Source organism: Streptomyces sp. NPDC090045 (assembly GCF_044747975.1).
Lineage (GTDB): Bacteria > Actinomycetota > Actinomycetes > Streptomycetales > Streptomycetaceae > Streptomyces.
Genome location: NZ_JBIVFA010000030.1, coordinates 23,835 through 40,323, shown reverse-complemented (window position 1 = coordinate 40,323; position 16,489 = coordinate 23,835). Strand labels below are relative to the sequence as shown.

The following is a 16,489-nucleotide window of genomic DNA, read 5'->3' as shown; positions in this document are numbered from 1 at the left end:
TCTTCGCCGGCGGAGCAGGCCTCTTCGCCACCAACCCCACCAACGGCGACCTCTACAAAATGAACGGCCCCAACAACTGGGCCAAGATCGGCGGAGCCGGCCACCAGTTCGCCGTCGCCGCAGACGCAATCTACGGCCTGTCACCCAACAGCGACGCAGTCTTCAAGTGGTCCGGCAACGGCACCACCTGGCACAAGGTCGGCGGCCCCGCCTCCTTCATCGCGGGCCGGTAACCGACTCACTCCAAGTGGCCCACCGGAGCTGTCCTCCGTCGCGAGGGTTCCGGTGGGCCGCTTCCAGTTCGTCGAGGCACGGTGACCATCGCCAGCAGGGCATCGTCGACGTCTGGCTCTGGCGGCCCGGTGTCCACTTGCCCCACGTCGTCCTGTCCGAGGGTCTGCCGGTGTGGTTCTACGTCCCGTCAACGGGCACGGCATGGACCGCCTTCGGCCGGGCGCACCAGAAGACGCACCGGTGGTGGGAGGTGAAGGACCCGGCGGTGTTCGGTCTGCACTATCCGCCGTGCGCGCTCGACGACCTGGAACGGCAGGCCGTACCACTCGGCGAGCTGGACCTGGACCAGCACGGCGCCGTGCTGCCTCCGAGCCTGCGACAGAAGCTGAGCGACTCCCAGCGGGAAGCCGGCGAGGAGGCGGCGGAGCGGCGGGAGAGCGCGGCGCGGTACGCCCGCCAGCTGCGCGAGGCACAGCAGCGGGGCGAGGAGGCCGACTGGTCGTATTGGCGTCTGCTCTCCGGACTCCACGCAAACCGCTCAGGCCCGGGCCTCGCGGTCGATGCATAAGGCGGGGGTGATTGGACAGCCGCCGGGTATGACACGCACACCGAAACCCGAGCATGGTGACGATCGCGAGCCCACTGCCGGCGTCGGCGGGCGCGGCAGGGCGGGTCCTGATGAGGAGCTCGACGAGCGGGCTCCGGATCAGCTCTCCGACATGCCGAAACGTTCGTGGATGGCCGTGTTGCGCGGCACGCTGAAGGAGTCCAAGGAGGACGAGCTGACCGACCGGCCCGCGGGGCTGACGTACTACGGGGTGCTGTCCCTCTTCCCGGCCCTGCTGGTCCTGATGTCGCTGCTGGGCATCGCCGGGGAGCCGGTGACCAAGCAGGTGTTGGACAACCTGCAGAACCTACGGGTCCGACCGACCGTCCTCGGTGTCCAGCAGCCCGGCCGCGGAGAAAATCGACAGCAGGGGGGCAAGAACCCGCTGCGGCGTGGGCCGGGACTTGTAGTCGCCACCCGGGGAGGGCGACCCTCCGGTTGCCGACACAAAGTGGAGGGTGCAGCGCGAGAAGTGGTGGAAGGGTTTCACCCAGTTGACTCCGCCGTGATGGCGCGCGTAGGCGTAGGCGTCGCGTGATTCCTCGCCCGGCTCTCCGCTGTTGAGCTCGAGCCCAGTGGACAGCCAGCGCCGCACGGTCGGATCGGTCGAGAGGAGATCACTCTTGGTCACGGCCACGGTGGCATGGGCCTCGGCATGGCCGCTCTGCCACGGCAACGCGCCGATCACGCGGTTGAAGAAGGGGTCGCCGCGCGGCGAGCGCTTGAGGCTGTAGGGGCGGCGCTCCCGCTCGAGCGCCGCGCCTCGAAATGCGTAGATCGGGTCCAGCACGAAGATGAAGGCGGTCGACCCGATCAGGAAGTCCGTATCCGGCGACGGTATCGACTCCAGGGTGCCGCAGTCGACGTCGAAGAAGATCACGGGCCGGGTTCGTCCCCCTCCCGTCACAAGCAACCCTGCGACGGAGCCGGGCCGGTAGGACGGGCCCGTCATGGGCAGCATCCGGCCCTCACGGTACGGCCGTAGAAACCCCTCCGTATAGCCCTTGTGCCTGGGGGGCGAGAGCGGCAGACATCTCAGCCCCAGCGGCTCGAGCAGTCCGTCTTCAATCTGGGAGACCATCGCCGCAAGGAGGGTCGTCCTACCCGATGCGGAGGAACCGATCAGGGCGATGGTCAGGGGCTCGTCATGCAGAAAGTAGGGGGCTGGCAGCATCTCGTATCCTTCGTGTTCGACGAGTGGACACTCGTGAAACGACCTCTGCAGGATGCTGTGCCGGAGCGCCGGATGCATCGCTTCGTCCAAGAGGACGGGTATCCAGCGGAGGCCCTTTTCGTCGGGCTGAAGTAGTCGGCTCTCGTCGAAGGCCGTGTAACGAAGGCAGTAGGGGCACTGGGCTCCGTGTCCAGGGGACGGCCGCGAAGGAGGGGAAACCGCCCGAACACCCTGCCTGTTGCGCCGAGCGGCCAGGCGCTCGTATTCGGCGTGAAGAGTCTCGAGTTGAACAGGCTCGCCCGCATAGGCACGGTTGCGAGCGATCGAGATGCGGTGGCCGGCGTCGAGCGCACTCATGCGCGGCTGCGGTACCTTCTGACCGGCGACCTCACGTCCTGCCAGGCGAGCGCACAAGGCGTCGTAGATATGATCCATCGCCAGCCGGGGCAAATGCTCTGCCAGGGCTCCGTCCGAAAGCGGACCGCTGAGGCCTTCGCCAAGCAGCGTGGTCAAGGCGAGCGTGAAGACGCTTCCCTCAGGTTCGCACAGCGACTTCTCCGTGGCAGCGGCGGAAGTCAGGACACACGTTCCGGGAACGGCGAAAGCCGTGACACCGGCGCTCTCGGCATCCATGTGAACAAGCCCGCTCCAACAGCAGTCGATGATCACCACCTTGTGCAGCGCGCGGGAGCCGGCAACGATCTCGCGCACGGTCTCGTATCTCACCGAGTGGTAAGAACGCTGCACACTCGAGGCCCGAGTCGCGAGGAGAAGGCTGCCGTCCGATCCGTGATGCCCGTGCCCTGCGTAGTAGACGACCAGCAAATGCTCGGCCGCTTCGGCGGCATCTTCGAGGGCATCGAGAAACTGGCCCGGAGGGGCATCCGCAGGAACCGTCTCGCAGGACTCGTCTGGCAGGGCGCAGACGTCCTGGTCGGTAAGCATATCCCTGAGAGCGACCAGACTGTGCTGGACGCCGGTCAGATCCCCAAAGTGGCGAAACTCATGAACTCCGAACAGAACCGCTCGTGAGGAACGCCCCTCTTCGGTCGTCACTCCGCGTCGCCCTCATGCTCCCCACTGCGCAGTCGGGTCAGCAGAACGGCCAGTTCGTCGGCCGACAGATGACTGATGTCCACCGGGGTCCCACCATGGACCAGGGTTCCCGCACCGGTGCCGGGACGGTGCGCCTTGGCCTCCCGCCAGGTGGCGTAAGCGACCGCGAAGTTCGTGATGGCGATTGCATTGCTCAGGACGATGTCGACGGCATCTAGCACACTCATCGTCGAAGCATTTTCGGGTCCAACCGGATCCACATGCAGGTGTGCGGTCCCTGAGTCCTTGCGCAACCACGATGTCAAGCTCTTGAGGCCGAGTTCGTCACCGTCGGCCAGCACCCTGATCCGCACCGCCACCCCCGAGTGGTCCTACTTGTCGTCAAAACCTTTCTACAACAATGCCGCTGATCGTACGCCGATGGATCGGCGAGTAGGCCCGATCCCGCGTGATCGCTCGTCAAAAAGGGTCCCGAGGCCAGGGCATCCATGCGCGCGACACCATGCAGATCGATCATGAGGGCCCGGTGACCGGCGGTGACCTGGGTCGCGATCGATCGAACCGCGGCTATCGGAGAGATTGATCTTTAGACGTCATCTCAATTGGTGAGGCGTCGTCGGATGAACGGTGCCGTTCCCAGGACGAGTGCGGCGAAGACGGTCAGTCGTTGAAGGCCAGGCTGATCGGCGAGGCTGCTGTCCTGAATCCCGTAGGCCGCGTACCAGCCGGCGGCGAGGTCGGTCGCCATGATGGCGCAGGCGAGGTCGATTCCTCGGCGCTTACCCGTGATCAGGAACACGGTGGCGAGCGCGTCGAACAGCGCCAGCGACGACCAGTAGAGGTTGAGCCACCCCGGTGCCCAGTCGTACGGGTGCAGACCGTGGCTGAGGAGGTCGGTGACGTGCGCAGAAGCGCCGACGAAGAGCAGGACGGCTGCGATGACGCAGACCGATATGACCGTCCAGCGCGGGGTGTGGTGCATCCATCGGATCACGCTGTGCATCGTCCCACCTGCGGGCGCTGCCCGTCAGGTCGCCGGCCTGCGGTGGCAGATGAGGGCAACTGCGACCCCGGTGAAGGCCAGGAAGTGCTCGGCCTGGCGTTCGTAGCGTCGGTGCAGGCGGCAGCCGCCCAGCCAGGACATCGTGTGCTCGATCGTCCAGCGCTGCCGGCCCAGCCGTGTGGAGGATTCGATGCCTCTGCGGGCGATGCAGTGCCATCGGCTCGACCAGGCTGTGCTGTCCAAGGGGCGGCGAGGGGCGGACATCACCTTCGAACTCTCGCAGGGCCAAAGCCACCGGCAGCCCCAGCTCCACACCGCCGGCACCGCGCCTCGTCTGCACACGCAGCCAGCCGTAGCTCGGCCCCCAGTATCGGCGCCCCGGCCTGCATCTAGACGTTGAACTCCCCGCCACCCAAAGCGGCGAAGAACGGCTGGTACCTGCCCACCACCACCTGGCGGGAAATCCTCAAGGCCGCCGCCGAGGTGGGCCGAGACATCACACCGAACCTGCTGCGAGTGCCTCAGCTGGCCAGCAGCGAACTCGTCGCTCGCGTCGGCGGCCCCCTGTACGCCTACCTCGGCACCCACACCGTCGACACCAAGCACCCCTTGGCCGGCACCTGCGGGGGCGGGGCGCGCCCGGCCAGGACTGCCGGGGTGCGGCGGGGCACGCCCGAGGGCCTGGAAGGGGATCCCTTCCAGGCCCTCGGGGCGCGTCCGGTCGACCGTCAACCCGCGCGGTAGCTGTCGGTGAGGGCTTGCGCTGCCGTGACGGCGCGCAGCGCGCTCTGCAGAGCGCGCGCCTGCGCCCGCGCCTGCTCGGCGGTCAGTGGCCCCGCGCCGCCGGCCGAGGCCCCGGCGCCGACCGTGCCAAGGTAGACGTGGACAGTGTCCGCGGCGGCCCCGACCGCCTCGGGAAGCCGCTCGAGCCGCGGCACTGGTACGCACGTGAGTCCGGCCCACACCGTCCGCAGCGTGCCCACATCGGGGATGGTGGCGGCCGCACTCTGTTCCTCGACGAGCACCAGCTCGGAGTTCACCGCGCGCAGCTGGGAGCCGAGGGCGTCGAGGGCCGTCAGCGTGCGCCCCGCCCGCCGGTTGCGGCGGCTGATCCGCCAGCCGACAACGGCGATCGCGAGGGTCTGGCGTTCGGCGTGGAGGTGCCGCTTCGGCCGGTTCGCTGCCGTCTGGACCGGCTCAACACGGCCGACCCGGACGAGTCCTTGGAGATCACCCTCGCCTACACGGCGCGCCTCAAGGCACTTCAGCCCAGAGGGGACGGCTCGGTAGACGACGGCTTTCTGCGAGGCTCTGTGGAGGAACGACTTCGGCTGAGATGCTGTCCTCCTCCGACAGCGTCTCGCGGACGCCAACTCAGCTGAGGGGAGCCGCTGATGACGGTCTTAGAGGGGTGTCTTTGGGGGCTGCTGGGCGCGGCGCTCATCGAGGGCCTGGACCTCTACACCGCGATCCACACCACCGACGGCTGGCCTTGGAAGAAGAAGGGTGAGCCGGCGTTCGCACCGTATGCGGTCGCCGTGATCATCAGGCTGGGTGTGGGGATGGGGCTGACCGCGGCCTTCGCCGCGTCAGGGCAGGTGGCCGGCCCCCTCGCGGCCCTCACCATAGGGATCGCCGCTCCCAAGATCCTGCAGCAGCTGGCGAAGCAAGGTCTGACCCATCAGGCGGTTACCGCCCCACCTGTAGAGCCTGTCGCGCCTGTGCCGGCGCCCGGTACTTCCGCTCATCAGGCGGCGGCTCCGGAGATGACCACGACTCAGGGAGGGCAGATCGGTGCGCTCTGACTCCTTCGCGTCCCAGGTTCTAGGGAACATCGCCCGAACGGCTCCGCCGTTCGCAAAGGGTCAGTTCTGTCAAGCCGAGGACGGCAGGGCCCCGGAAGCAGAGCCTCGGTCCTTCTTCTCCTGGCTGCGCCACGCTCTGGCCTACGAGCCGCTGCACGACGACTCGCCAGGCCGGGACGCGATGCGTGTCCGGCGTGACAAGGAAGCGACCCAGCTTCGGCGGACACACACCCGGGTGCCGGCACAGCCCGACCACCAGAGCGAGACGGACCCCGTTCAGCCCGAAGATCACGGCCTTCGGGAGCACCATGCGCAGGATCCGGTCGACCAGCCGACCGCGACCGCAGCCCCGGAGCTGGACTCCGAGCTGGACCAGCGCCTTGACCACGCAGTACGTCAGCTCAGGCACCAGTTGGTAGACGTGGAACCCGCGACACACATGGTGACGGCCCGAGTAGTCGGTTCGGACGAAGAGACGACCAGGGGCCGAGTACGGCTGGTCCTCGAACTTCTCCGGACTACGGACCTCAATCGCCTTGACCCGTCCGACCCGCTGTACGCGCAGTATCTGGCAGAACTGATCGCGCTCCGGGAAACTCTGGAGAGCGTCTTGGGCCGGTCCCAGCTCGTCCGCTCATCTCAGCGCCGTAACCCACGTTCCGTACTTGCCGATGCTGATGTCTCCGATGAGCAGCCCCCGGATCAACCGCCTACCCGCCGGTCTTCGTCCGCCCGTTCGGGCAAGGCGCAGGAACTGCTCGAGGGTGTGGTGTTCCTCACCGTGGCCGAAGTTGCTTCGGTAATGCGCATCTCGAAGATGACCGTCCACCGCCTCGTGCACAACGGCCACCTGCCGGCAATCAGGGTTGGCCGCTCGTTCCGTGTCCCCGAAGGTGCCGTTCACGCACTCCTTCGGGAGCAGGCGGAAGCACTCGCCTCCTCCCCGAAGCCACGAGATGGACAGTAGGGACCGGGCCTGGCCTCGTCACCTTCGCTGAAGGGTGCTGGTGGACGGTGCACCGGCTGGATGGGGGGCCGACGTCGGCCAGCAGTTCCAGGAGCAGACGGCGCCGTCGTTCGGCCGCCCCGCGGCGCTGTCCGCGTTGCCTCGACCCCAACGGAGCGCGGGCGTGAGACGGCGATCGCCACCCTGTTCTACCTGCGTGAGCGGCTGTACACACCGCGGTGAACCAGGACCGACCAGCCTGCGGGCGACGAGGGCCCCTGCCGCCGGGCGGGGTGGCAGGGGCCGTTGCACGGGTCCGGTCCCGGACGGTGGGGGCCGAGGGCACGTGCCGCCACTTCCAACGTCCGACCGGGACGGCGGTCACGCCATGCTGGGCAGTTCAGGTGCGCAGGCGGCTGTTGACGCCATCGTGGCCCTCTGCCATTTCCTCGCCTCCGGAACCGGGCAACCCCGCCGTGGCTGGCTGGTCCAGCCGCCTGATCCGATCCGACTCCGCCCCGATGGGCCGACGGTCATGCCGGATGCCGGATCATGGACCTGGCGTCACCCCGTCCGGGGTTGTGCTCGGTTCAGGTAGGGGTGGGAAGTTGCTGGACGGGTTCGAGCTGTGGCTGCGCAAGATCGTGGGGCCGCTGTTCGTGGGCGTGGGCCTGTGCGGTGTGGGGGTGGCCGAGGAAGGCTGGTGGCTTCCCTTCCGGCTGCTCTTCGTAGTTGGCGGCGTGGCTGCGTTCTGGGAGTGCGTGAGGGAGACGTGGAAGCTGGTGCGCAGCAAGGAGTCGTCCAAGGCGCAGTTGGACCGCCTGGAGGATGAAGCCAGGCGGCAGTAGGCAGGCGGCCTTGCCGGCCCCGAACGGGTTCGGGGGTGGGGTCGGCGCTGGCAAGCGTTTGGATGACGGGCTCACCCGCCCCGTGGGCTGCCGCCCGGATCCGTCACAAACACCCCACACCCCGGGTCCAGCAGGCTCTGGGTCGTGACTCGTACCTGCTTGCAGAGACGCACGGGTGTCTTCATTCTTCGGGCTCGGCGGACGGGATCTCTTCGTCTCCACCACCCTGAAGGGGGCGGAACGCGCCAGGCATCAGGACCCGGGACCGCTCCGGGCACCCGAAGGGCCCGGAGCGGTGTGCATCCCGGCCCTTCAATGACGCGGCACGCCACAGGTACCGCCCACGGTCGTCGGTCCGTGAATGTCGTGCCGGTTTGGCACAGTCCGTCCGCTGTCCGGCGAGCCGCCGACTTCGCCGTGGGCGTCGATGGCGTGGTGGGCCCTTCAGCACTCCCGAGGCGCGGGCCGGCTGAGCGTGGCCCCGGGTGCTCCCGCATGGGGCCACGCCATGTCCGAGCTCCGGCGCTGCCAGCGGCGAGCCCGGTATCGCTGCTTCCCCCTGCTTCACAGGAAGGCCCGCCCCTGAACAGGCTGCCGCCCGGGTCCCTATGTCGCCCCTACACCCCGCACCCCCGCCCTGCTTCCCGGCTAGCGAACCGGGGCCGTCCGGGGAACTCACGGCGTCGGCGCTCGCAGCACCGAGCAGGCGCGGCACGAAGGCCGTAGGGGTGAGTGTGAAGCGGAGCCGTCACGGGAACCGCATGCCGCGGGTAGGTGCTACCTCTGGTTCAGGGGCAGAGCGATGTCAAAGACTTGCCGGTCGGCCGGGACCGACCCGGGTGCTGCCCCGTCGTCGCCACGGGAGCAGCGCCCGGGCCGGAACCGGCATGGGTACGCGTGCTACGCACGGGAGGTACGGACGGGTGTCATACGGGTTTCGCCTGGATCACGATGGGTGCCTGACGCCGCCGCTCTTGATCGTTTACGGCTACCGGCAGGTAGATTCTGCCGCGACACTGCCATTTTCAGGGGGATTTCCACCGTGCGTAACACCATCGTCCGTCGCTCCGTCATGACCGCGTCCGCCGTGTCGCTGGTGCTGCTGGCCGCCGCGTGCAGCTCGGACAAGCCGGCCGACAAGAAGGCCGAACCGAGGGCCGCCGGATCGTCATCGGCCCCCGCCGCAGCGCCTGAGGCAAAGGGCAAGACCGACGCCGAGCTCGCCAAGCTGATCGTCACCCAGGCCGACGTGCGCGACCGCATGTTCAAGGAGGTCACCGCGGCGGAGATCGCCGCCGCCTCCACGGTCACCAGCGACAAGCCCGAGTGCAAGGTCCTCGCCCAGGCGCAGTCCCTGGGCACCGTCGGTACGCCGACGGGTGCCGCGCGCACCAAGGTCAGCACGCCGGAGAGCGCCGGTGTGGCCAGCTTGGGCCTCACCGCCCTCACCCTTACCTCCTACGACGGCAAGGGTGCCGAGGAGGCCCTCGCCTCCGTGAAGACCGCGGGCACCGCCTGCGCCGGCGGCTACACCGTCCCCCAGGCGGAGGAGAAGATCACCAAGGTCGCCCCCGGGCCCGCGGTCACGGGCGTTGACGACACAGTGACCCTCACCCTGTCCAGCGACGATCTCGACACCCAGCTGGTCGTCGTCCGCAAGGGCAACACCCTCGCCACCTCCTACACGGTGGGCCTGAAGCCCGAGCTGGCGCTGGACGTCCTGGACGTCCAGTTCAACAAGCTCGGCTGACCTTCACCGACGAACCGCCCACCCCGCCCGATGATGTCCACCGGGCGCGGCTTTCGTCTCGTTCAGGTACGGGGAGGGTGAGCGAAGGGCCCGCACCCAGCGGGTCACTCATCTTCGTCTTCGAAGGCGTGGGGCGGGATGGTCCATCGCATCACCATCTCGCCCGCTTCGTCGGATTCGAGCGTGACCGGATAGACCTGTCCGGCGTCCCGCTCGCCGTGGTGCCTGACCGAGTGGTCACCCGGGTGCCATTCGATACCGAGCACACGGCAGCCTCCGACCTCGATCGCACCGGCGCGGAGCAGATGGTGCCACCCGGCCCGCCGGAAGCGGTGGTAGTCAGTGTGGTGTTCGACCGAGACCATGAGGCCCTTGCCGTGGAAGCGGTCGCGCCAGGCGGTGAGTTCGGCCTCGCGCGCGCCCGCCTCGGCCAATGGGAGGTCGAGCCAGCCGTGTGGCCCGTCGGCACCGTACTGGGCGATACGCTCACCGCCGAACTGTGCGTACGCGTCGTCCTCGTACAGGCCCCAGTAGAAGACGTCAGCGAGTCCGTCGGCCGTCTCGTCGCCGATTCCTGTCCACGCGTCCAGTCCCACAGCATCGCCGATGGCCATGCCGCACCGGTCGACGGGCAGGTCCCCGAGCCGGACCGGCACCGACCGGGCCGCCGTCTCAGGCCACCGAAGTCCAAGACCGATCTCCAACATCGCAATCGTCGGCTCACCATCGAACGGGGACGGCGAGGTACTCGCCCTCACCCTCAACGGCCGGTCGCCGGCCGCCGGAACCGCCACCGCCTCGCACAACCACTCACGAAGATGGCTTCCTCCCGACATCGCTGCCGCCCTGGCTCGCTCGGACAGGGACTGACCCAGCTCCGGCCAGTGGTCGATCCACCCAGCCATGCCGAGCACCAGCACACCGGACGGCGCAGTGACAGTTCCCATGTCGATGAAGGTCTCAGGCATGCCCCGATTCTGTCTTCTCGCTGCGACGAGCGTCCGCGCAGGGTGCCTTTGCCCGCCGCTTGGGTTGCGGTGTCTCGCCTCAGTGCCGGATCCGACGTGTGTTCGTGGACGAACGCGCAATAGCGCTAGCCGATCGGCACACACAGTCCTGTTCTCGCGAAGCTACGGCAAAGCGGCAAGTAGCTCTCTATAATCAGAGTGACGCTCGGTTAGGGATAGCGGGCGGAGTCCGGTAGACGTAGGTACTTCCGGAGGCGGGGTAGCAGGCGGCCAGGCGCGCCGAGGACATCGCGTTGCAGTACGCCACCACCGCTGCCACCGCCAGGCCGAGCAGCAGCCCCGGCCCGGACGCACCGGCCGCCGGAGCCAGCGCCGCGAAGATCCCCGCCCCGATCATCGAGCCCAGGCCGATCACCACGGCGTCGAACACACCCAGGTGCCGCTTCAACGCGCCTGTGCCCGCAGACCCCGGCGCCGCACCCATCACTCGCTCCCCAGCCACACTCCGGCAGACGTACCGGCGCACCGCATAGGAACAAGGTGACGAGACGAGGATCCGGTCCCGCTTGAGGCGGGGGCCAGTCAGGTCACTGATGGGGATGGCAATGCCCACGGCGGGCCGGCTCGGACTGCCGGCCCGCCCGGTCTCACCCGTCCGATCAGACGCCGAAGTCGGCGACGATCCCGGACAGGCCGGAGGCGTAGCCCTGGCCGACTGCGCGGAACTTCCACTCGGCGCCGCTGCGGTAGAGCTCGCCGAAGATCATCGCGGTCTCGGTGGCGGCGTCCTCGGAGAGGTCGTAGCGGGCGAGTTCGGCGCCGTCGGCCTGGTTGACGACGCGGATGAAGGCGTTGCGGACCTGGCCGAAGCTGTGGCCGCGGGCGTCCGCGTCGTGGATGGAGACGGGGAACACGATCTTCTGGATGTCCGCGGGGACGGTGGCCAGGTCGACCTTGACGACCTCGTCGTCGCCCTCGCCCTCACCGGTGAGGTTGTCGCCGGTGTGCTCGACGGAGCCGTCGGGGCTCTTCAGGTTGTTGTAGAAGACGAAGTGCCCGCTGGAGGGCACCTTGCCGGACTCCCCGACCAGCAGGGCGCTGGCGTCGAGGTCGTAGTCGGTTCCGGTGGTCGTGCGGACGTCCCAGCCCAGGCCGACCAGTACTGCGGTCAGGCCCGGCGCCTCCTTGCTCAGCGAGACATTGCCGCCCTTGGACAGGCTCACACCCATGTCGCATCCCTCTCGTGGCCGAAGCCGGGTAGCCGAGTAGCAGAAACCGAAAACTACATTAATGTAGAAGTTGGGGCCGGTCGCGAGGGCGCGGCCCTGCGCTGCCGCGGACACCCATCAGTACGATGAACCGCCCCGTGGAGGTAGACGGGGCCGGGCCACGGGAGGTTGACGGCATGACGGACCAGATCGACAGCAGCGCCGACGAGCCCTCCCGGCGCCGGGGACAGGGCGAGCTGGAGGCCCAGGTGCTGGCCGCGCTGCACCGGGCTCCGGGGCCGGCCAACGCGGGCTGGGTCCAGGAGCACCTGGGGAGCGGGCTCGCGTACACCACGGTGATGACCATCCTGACCCGGCTGCACGCCAAGGGCGCTGTCAGCCGCAAGCGGGCGGGCCGGTCCTTCGAGTGGACTCCGGTCGCGGACGAGGCCGGTCTCGCCGCGCTGCGCATGCGCAAGGTGCTGGACGCCGAGTCGGACCGGGAGGCCGTGCTGGCCAGCTTCGTCACCACCCTGTCGCCCGGCGACGAGAGAGTGCTGCGGGACCTGCTGGCGCAGACGACGGAAGAGGGAGAAGGGGAACGCTGACGCAATGGGGGTCTTCGTCTTCCTGCCGCTCGTCCTGCCCTTGACCGCCTGGCCCATCGCCCGCCTCGCCGAGCACCACCTCCACCCCCGCGCCGCCACCTGGCTGCTGACCGCGGTCGCCGCCGTGCTCGCCGTGTGCAGCACGCTGTGTCTCGCGCTGCTGGTCGTGGTCGGTACCGCGCAGCTGCCGGGCAACCCGCTGCCGGACGGCTGGTCGGATCCCGAGGTGCGCGAGGCGGTGCCGTACGACGAGGTCGCCGGCGAGGTCGCCATCCCCGCGCTGATCGCCGTGATCACCTCGTGCGCGAGGGCGGCCTGGCAGCACCACCGGGTGTGTCTCCGCGCTGAGCAGGCGCTGAAGGGGCTGCCCGACACGCCCGTGGTCGTCCTGCCCGACGAAGCCCCGTACGCGTACGCCCTGCCTGGCAGGCGGGGGACCGGCAGGATCGTGGCCACGACCGGAATGCTGGGGGCGCTCAGCGCACCCGAGCGCCGGGCCCTGTTCGCCCACGAACGCGCCCACCTCGCCGGACGGCACCACCGGTTCCTGCTGGCCGTACAGCTGGCCGCGCGGGCGAACCCGTTCCTGCGGCCACTGCGGACCGCCGTGACGTACACCGCCGAGCGCTGGGCGGACGAGGAGGCGGCTGCCCACGTCGGCAGTCGGCGCACCGTCGCGCGGGCGGTGGGCAAGGCCGCGCTGATCTCCCGCGGTGCCCCGGTCGTGACACTCGCCGGCTTCGCCGCTGCCATCGGCCCGGTCCCCCGCCGGGTCGCCGCCCTGCTCGGGCCGGCCCCGGCCGCGCGCCTGTGGCCGCCCGCATGCACCGCCACCGGCCTGGCCGCCTGGGGAGCCGCGGCCGGTACCGCCATCTCGGCGGTGTCCTCGACGAACTCGGCCGTCACGCTGTTCTTCATCCTGGAGGCGGCCACTCCGCTGTAAGCGGGGTCGTGGTCAGCGCAGGGACTTCCAGAAGTCGTACTGGTGCTCCTTGGCGAAGTCCACCGGGCGGATGCTGTCCGGCCCCGAGCCGAGCGACTGGGCGTTCAGGGCCGCCGGGGTGCCGGGCTTCCAGTCCGCCTTGCCGGTGCGGGCGAAGTCCGTCCAGATGCGGATCATCCTGTTGGACAGGTCCTGCTGTGCGGGAGTGAGTGAGTCGAAGGCGTCGAGCTCGAAGAGGTAGGGAAGCTCGAAGGTGTGGCCGGCCCCCGCCTCGAAGCCGGGCTTGGGAAAGTTCGGGTCCGAGTACCAGGGCACGTCGGTCGCGGCGAATTCGTAGGTGTACGTGGGCACGTGGACGGACAGCGCGCGGCCGGTCTCGACGGTGTGCCGGGCCCAGTTGGCGTCGGTCAGGGCCGCTGCGAGAGCCAGGGCCGGTGAGTTGCCGTGGTCGCTGAAGGGGTAGTGGGCAGCGATGACGGCCGCCGACTCCGAGCCGAACTCCCGCTCCAGGTGGAACCGGTAGTCGGCCTCCTCGATGCGCGCCTCCGGGTCGGTGGCCCTCTTGCTCAGCTCCAGGCCGTAGACCCTGGCCCGCTCCTCGTGGCGGTTGATGCCCTGGAGGACCGGAACCTTGTTGACCCGCCCGGAGGCGAACGCCTCCTGCGGGGTGCGGGGCAGCACCTTGCCGCCGTAGACCGGCCCGTACTGAGGGCCCTCGCCGAAGGGCTTCACCAGGTTCTCGGCTGTGGCCGTACGCCAGTCGGTGATCTCGGTGGCGGCCTTCTGACCGTCGGCCAGGGCGTCCGCGCGGCTGCGCTGGCCCATGGCGGCGTTCGTACAGGGGGCACTTTGCTGGATGACCCGGTCGAAGAGGCCGGCGGAGGAGGGGGCGACGAGGTGGGCGCACGTGCTGTAGCCGCCGGCGGACTCGCCGAAGAGCGTCACCTTGTCCGGGTCGCCGCCGAAGGCGGTGGCGTTGCGCTGCACCCAGCGCAGGGCCGCCTGCTGGTCGAGGAAGCCGTAGTTGCCGGACTCACCGCGTCGCCCTTCCAGGTCGGGGTGGGCGAGATAGCCGAGGGCGCCGAGCCGGTAGTTGACCGTCACGACGACTACATCACCCTGAGCGGCCAGCCGCCGGGCGCCGTGCATGGCGCCGGTACCGTCCGTGTGGTCGCCTCCGTGCAGGTACACCATCACGGGGCGCGGCTTGGCGGTGGCGCTACGCGGGGTGGTCACGTTGAGGAAGAGGCAGTTCTCGTTGTCGGACTTGGGTCCGAGCGGCGGGAGGGTACCTGCCTGGGGGCAGGCGGAGCCCGGCTCGGTGGCGTTCCGGACACCGCTCCACCGTTTGGCGGGTGCCGGGGGCGCCCAGCGCCTGTCACCGGTGGGCGGGGCGGCGTAGGGGATGCCCTGGAACGTCCTCACGCTGTCGGTCAGCGTGCCGCGCACGAGGCCCTTGTCGGTCCGTACCGATGAGGCGTCACCACGGTCGGCCGCAACGGAGGTTGCGGCCGCCGCCGTGGTGAGGGTGCCCGCGATGCTAGCGGTGAGTGCGAGGGCGATGGCTGAGGGAGCTGTCCGCTTCAACATGTAGACAACCGTATGAATTCGGCGGTCCAGCGATCAGCCGGGCAGCCACCGGCTCGGGGGTGGGGCCATCCCCACCCCCGGGGACCGCGGCACGGTGGCGCGGGGGTGCTAGAGGTCGAACTCGTGGGGCGGGAGATCGAGCGCGTAGCAGGCTTCGCGGACGATGGCCTGCTCGGTCTTGTCGAAGTCGCCGTCGGCGCCGCCGATGACGATGCCGATCTGGACGACGGCGCGGGCCTCGGCGGGCTTCTTCTTCGCCTTGGCGATCTCCTGCATCACGCTGACCTTGCCGAGGGCGAAGTCGGCGGCCAGCTTGTCGAGGTTGGCCTCGAAACGCCGCTGGAGGTCGGCGGCGTCGAAGTTCTGCAGCACCTCGTTGGTCGCGATCAGCTGGGTCACGCGCTGCCGCTCGGAGGCGTCGACCGTGCCGTCGGCGGCGGCGACCAGGGCGCACATGGCCATCGACGCGTCACGGAAGGCGCCGCTGGTCAGTTCGTTCTTCTTCGCCATGAGCTGGGTCTGCATCGTCGATGCGGATTCCTTGAGGCGGTCCCACAGGGCCACGAGAACTCCATCAGTGTCGAGTTGGCGGATCCGGACCGGACGAACCTGGCCGAACGCCGGAATTTCTACATTTCTATAGAAGCTACCAGGTGGGAGTGAGGGAGCCTCAGCTCTCTTCGTCGCCCTCCTCGGCGCCTTCCTCGTCCTCCTCGAAGAAGTCGCCGACCTCGTCCACCACTTCGGCGGCGACCATCCCGCCGACGACACCGCCCGCGAGGCCGGCCGCACCGGCGGCGACGACGGTTCCCATACCCGGGCCTGAGTGGTGGCCGCGGTGACCGTCTCCATGCCCGTGACCGCCGTCCTGCCCGTACGGCGTCCCGTGCGAGCCATGCCCCTCGCGGTGGTCGATCAACTGCCGGATCCAGGCGTCGACCTCGGAGTTCCAGTCGCGGTGCGGGACCTCGGAGTGGTCGATCCTGTGCCGGGAGAGGGCATCGCGGCCCTCGGAGAAGGGGCCGCCGCGCTTGTCGGCTTCGAGTACGACCTCCAGCCCCGCGGCATCGGCGAGGAAGGTCACCTCGATCTCGTTGACCTGGTGCGCGTACCGCGCGGGAGGGGTGAGCTCCAGCTCCTGGTAGAAGGGCAACTGCTGGCCGGTGCCGCGGATGTGCCCCAGCTCCAGGTCGGCCGACTTGAAGCCGAAGCCGAGCTGGCCGAGGGCTTCCAGGACCGCCTCCTGGGCACGCAGCGGCCGTACGGTGAACGGATCGAGGTCGCCCTTGTCCTTGGCGCCGGCGACCGACAGTTCGGTCCGCACGCCGAGGACAATGCCGAGCGGCTGCCCGTACAGCTCGGTGACCGGCGTCTCCCACGGCAGCGTCACGGCGAAGGGGACGGCGCGTCGCTCGCCCTCGGCAAGGCGGAAGCCGCCCCCGACGGTGAACCGGTCGAAGGCGACCATGCCGTGCGACTCGCCGTCGTCGTGCTCGGCCTCGACTCGGGCGACGAGCTCCAGGGCGATGTGCTCGATCGTGAAGTCGGCCTTGCCGCCGTGGAGACGGACTTCTCCGCTCAGCATGCCGCCGGGCACGGCGGAGACCGGATCCAGGACCGTGTCCACGGTCGGGCCGCCGACGCCGAGCGAGCCGAGCAGCTTCTTGAACACCATGATGGCGTTCACTCCTTCATCTGTGCGTTCGGGCCGTGGGCCGGCGCACTCCCGCTGCGGGGAGGCACCGGCCC

At 69.2% G+C, this 16,489-nt stretch carries 18 protein-coding genes and 3 pseudogenes; 10 read left to right on the top strand and 11 right to left on the bottom strand.

What is annotated here, in order from left to right:
* The 3 genes and pseudogenes from ACIPYQ_RS40555 to ACIPYQ_RS40545 form a co-directional block, all read left to right on the top strand.
* Positions 1-233: hypothetical protein (locus ACIPYQ_RS40555; protein WP_401259654.1), on the top strand; the 233-nt coding region annotated here is incomplete at its 5' end.
* Positions 234-370: 137 nt separating this feature from the next.
* Positions 371-802, top strand: coding sequence for a hypothetical protein (locus tag ACIPYQ_RS40550; RefSeq protein WP_401259653.1), 432 nt, complete (start codon positions 371-373; stop codon positions 800-802).
* Positions 795-1,097: pseudogene (locus ACIPYQ_RS40545) on the top strand (ribonuclease BN); the annotation flags it as partial. The gene ACIPYQ_RS40550 and the pseudogene ACIPYQ_RS40545, both read left to right, overlap by 8 nt.
* A gap of 51 nt (positions 1,098-1,148) precedes the next feature.
* Here the strand turns inward: ACIPYQ_RS40545 and ACIPYQ_RS40540 are convergent.
* The 4 genes and pseudogenes from ACIPYQ_RS40540 to ACIPYQ_RS40525 all read right to left on the bottom strand — a co-directional run.
* Positions 1,149-3,071: a caspase family protein gene (locus ACIPYQ_RS40540; protein ID WP_401259651.1), complete on the bottom strand. Its 1,923-nt coding sequence runs from the start codon at positions 3,069-3,071 to the stop codon at positions 1,149-1,151.
* Positions 3,068-3,412 (bottom strand): hypothetical protein, encoded by a 345-nt coding sequence (locus ACIPYQ_RS40535; protein ID WP_401259656.1) that lies wholly within the window; start codon positions 3,410-3,412, stop codon positions 3,068-3,070. The genes ACIPYQ_RS40540 and ACIPYQ_RS40535 overlap by 4 nt, the downstream gene beginning before the upstream one ends.
* 257 nt (positions 3,413-3,669) lie before the next feature.
* Positions 3,670-4,074, bottom strand: coding sequence for a hypothetical protein (locus ACIPYQ_RS40530; RefSeq protein ID WP_401259650.1), 405 nt, complete (start codon positions 4,072-4,074; stop codon positions 3,670-3,672).
* A 24-nt stretch (positions 4,075-4,098) separates the two neighbouring features.
* Positions 4,099-4,287 (bottom strand): annotated as a pseudogene (locus ACIPYQ_RS40525) (transposase); the annotation flags it as partial.
* A 183-nt stretch (positions 4,288-4,470) separates the two neighbouring features.
* On the opposite strand from ACIPYQ_RS40525, the gene ACIPYQ_RS40520 reads away from it, so the two are divergent.
* Complete coding sequence (locus tag ACIPYQ_RS40520) at positions 4,471-4,818, top strand: hypothetical protein (protein WP_401259648.1); 348 nt, start codon at positions 4,471-4,473, stop codon at positions 4,816-4,818.
* On the opposite strand, the gene ACIPYQ_RS40515 is transcribed toward ACIPYQ_RS40520, so the two are convergent.
* On the bottom strand, positions 4,803-5,114 hold the full coding sequence (locus tag ACIPYQ_RS40515) for a hypothetical protein (protein ID WP_401259647.1): 312 nt from the start codon (positions 5,112-5,114) through the stop codon (positions 4,803-4,805). The genes ACIPYQ_RS40520 and ACIPYQ_RS40515 overlap by 16 nt on opposite strands.
* A gap of 354 nt (positions 5,115-5,468) precedes the next feature.
* On the opposite strand from ACIPYQ_RS40515, the gene ACIPYQ_RS40510 reads away from it, so the two are divergent.
* The 4 genes from ACIPYQ_RS40510 to ACIPYQ_RS40495 all read left to right on the top strand — a co-directional run bounded on the left by ACIPYQ_RS40510 (position 5,469) and on the right by ACIPYQ_RS40495 (position 9,423).
* A complete protein-coding gene (locus ACIPYQ_RS40510; protein ID WP_401259645.1) occupies positions 5,469-5,879 on the top strand; it encodes a hypothetical protein in 411 nt (136 codons plus the stop codon).
* A 754-nt stretch (positions 5,880-6,633) separates the two neighbouring features.
* A complete protein-coding gene (locus ACIPYQ_RS40505) occupies positions 6,634-6,846 on the top strand; it encodes a helix-turn-helix domain-containing protein (protein WP_401259655.1) in 213 nt (70 codons plus the stop codon).
* Between the two features lie 587 nt (positions 6,847-7,433).
* Positions 7,434-7,673: a hypothetical protein gene (locus ACIPYQ_RS40500; RefSeq protein WP_401259643.1), complete on the top strand. Its 240-nt coding sequence runs from the start codon at positions 7,434-7,436 to the stop codon at positions 7,671-7,673.
* Between the two features lie 1,042 nt (positions 7,674-8,715).
* Complete coding sequence (locus tag ACIPYQ_RS40495) at positions 8,716-9,423, top strand: hypothetical protein (protein ID WP_401259641.1); 708 nt, start codon at positions 8,716-8,718, stop codon at positions 9,421-9,423.
* A gap of 104 nt (positions 9,424-9,527) precedes the next feature.
* Here the strand turns inward: ACIPYQ_RS40495 and ACIPYQ_RS40490 are convergent, their stop codons facing one another.
* The 3 genes and pseudogenes from ACIPYQ_RS40490 to ACIPYQ_RS40480 form a co-directional block, all read right to left on the bottom strand.
* The gene (locus ACIPYQ_RS40490; RefSeq protein WP_401259640.1) at positions 9,528-10,391 is read right to left on the bottom strand and encodes a hypothetical protein; all 864 of its coding nucleotides are present in this window, start codon (positions 10,389-10,391) and stop codon (positions 9,528-9,530) included.
* 232 nt (positions 10,392-10,623) lie between these two features.
* Positions 10,624-10,875, bottom strand: a pseudogene (locus ACIPYQ_RS40485) (amino acid permease); the annotation flags it as partial.
* 175 nt (positions 10,876-11,050) lie between these two features.
* A complete protein-coding gene (locus ACIPYQ_RS40480; RefSeq protein WP_401259638.1) occupies positions 11,051-11,620 on the bottom strand; it encodes a TerD family protein in 570 nt (189 codons plus the stop codon).
* 176 nt (positions 11,621-11,796) lie between these two features.
* Here ACIPYQ_RS40480 and ACIPYQ_RS40475 point away from each other — a divergent pair, with 176 nt between their 5' ends.
* Positions 11,797-12,207 carry a BlaI/MecI/CopY family transcriptional regulator gene (locus tag ACIPYQ_RS40475; protein ID WP_401259636.1) on the top strand — a complete coding sequence of 137 codons (411 nt, stop codon included), beginning with the start codon at positions 11,797-11,799 and terminating at the stop codon, positions 12,205-12,207.
* A 4-nt stretch (positions 12,208-12,211) separates the two neighbouring features.
* Positions 12,212-13,150 carry a M56 family metallopeptidase gene (locus ACIPYQ_RS40470; protein ID WP_401259634.1) on the top strand — a complete coding sequence of 313 codons (939 nt, stop codon included), beginning with the start codon at positions 12,212-12,214 and terminating at the stop codon, positions 13,148-13,150.
* A 12-nt stretch (positions 13,151-13,162) separates the two neighbouring features.
* Here the strand turns inward: ACIPYQ_RS40470 and ACIPYQ_RS40465 are convergent, their stop codons facing one another.
* The 3 genes from ACIPYQ_RS40465 to ACIPYQ_RS40455 all read right to left on the bottom strand — a co-directional run bounded on the left by ACIPYQ_RS40465 (position 13,163) and on the right by ACIPYQ_RS40455 (position 16,415).
* A complete protein-coding gene (locus ACIPYQ_RS40465) occupies positions 13,163-14,740 on the bottom strand; it encodes a carboxylesterase/lipase family protein (RefSeq protein WP_401259632.1) in 1,578 nt (525 codons plus the stop codon).
* A gap of 108 nt (positions 14,741-14,848) precedes the next feature.
* A complete protein-coding gene (locus ACIPYQ_RS40460; protein ID WP_401259630.1) occupies positions 14,849-15,304 on the bottom strand; it encodes a tellurite resistance TerB family protein in 456 nt (151 codons plus the stop codon).
* 106 nt (positions 15,305-15,410) lie between these two features.
* Positions 15,411-16,415 carry a sporulation protein gene (locus tag ACIPYQ_RS40455; RefSeq protein ID WP_401259628.1) on the bottom strand — a complete coding sequence of 335 codons (1,005 nt, stop codon included), beginning with the start codon at positions 16,413-16,415 and terminating at the stop codon, positions 15,411-15,413.
* Between the last annotated feature and the right edge of the window lie 74 nt (positions 16,416-16,489).